Here is a 1,076-nt window from a genome sequence, read left to right on the forward strand (position 1 = left end):
GCCCGGACTGCTCGCCGGTGCGGCGCTCGCCGTGATCGTTCGCTCGGGCGCTTCCTGGGGCATCGATCTGCTCGCGGCCCGCGGCGCGGTCCGCGTGAAGGCGCAGTTGCGCTCCGCAGCGCTCGATGCGCTCGATGCGCGCTCGCCGGTTTGGCTCGCGGAACGGCCGGACGCGGCCCCGACCACGGCGCTCGGGCGCGGCCTCGACGCGCTCGACGGCTATTTCTCGAACTACCTGCCGCAGCTCATTCTCACCGGCTGCGCGACTCCGCTGCTGGTGCTCGCGGTGCTGCTCGCCGATCCGGTGAGCGGCATCACCGTGCTGCTGGTGTTCCCCGTGATCCCGGTATTCATGGTCCTCATCGGGCTCGCGACCCGGAGCGTGCAGGAACGGCAGTGGGCGCAGCTGCAGCGGCTCTCCGGCGCCTTCCTCGACGCGGTGGAAGGGCTCGCCACGCTCAGGATCTTCCGCAGGGAGCAGCATCAGGTCGCACGGATCGCACGTGAGACCGGGGAGTACCGCTCGCGCACCATGCACGTTCTGCGCGTGGCGTTCCTCTCGGGATTCGTGCTGGACCTCGCCGGCACCTTCTCGATCGCCATCGTCGCGGTGACCGTCGGCACGCGACTCGTCGTCGGCGAGTTCCCCCTCGCGCTCGGCCTGTTCGTACTGCTCCTGCTGCCCGAGGTCTTCATACCGATCCGTCAGGTCGGCGCGGCGTTCCACGCCTCGGCCGAGGGACTCACCGCCGCCGAGGACGTCTTCGCGATCATCGAGGGGCAGGATCCCGAGTCCCGGCCCGCCGCGGCTCACGGCGGTTCGGATCACGGCGCTTCGGATCACGGCGCTTCGGATCACAGCGTTTCGGATCACCGCGGCGCCCGGCCCGGCATCGTCCTCGACCGGGTCGTGATCGAGCGGGGCGGCCGTCCCGTCGTCGGGCCGATCTCGTTCGCGGTCTCGCCCGGAGAGGTCGTGGCGCTCACCGGGCCGTCCGGATCCGGCAAGTCGACGCTCGTCGCCGCGCTGCTGGGCTTCGTCGAGCCCTGCTCCGGGACGCTCGCGAGCCCGGCGG

Annotated in this window: 1 protein-coding gene; it reads left to right on the top strand. The window is 71.6% G+C overall.

Annotated elements, in window-relative coordinates; translation table 11 throughout:
- Positions 1–1,076, top strand: a 1,076-nt coding sequence (locus tag ACFPZL_RS13530; RefSeq protein ID WP_382335905.1) for an ABC transporter transmembrane domain-containing protein, incomplete at both ends; no start/stop codon positions are given.

It is taken from the genome of Leucobacter soli (genome assembly GCF_042659205.1).
In the GTDB taxonomy this organism is placed as follows: domain Bacteria; phylum Actinomycetota; class Actinomycetes; order Actinomycetales; family Microbacteriaceae; genus Leucobacter; species Leucobacter soli.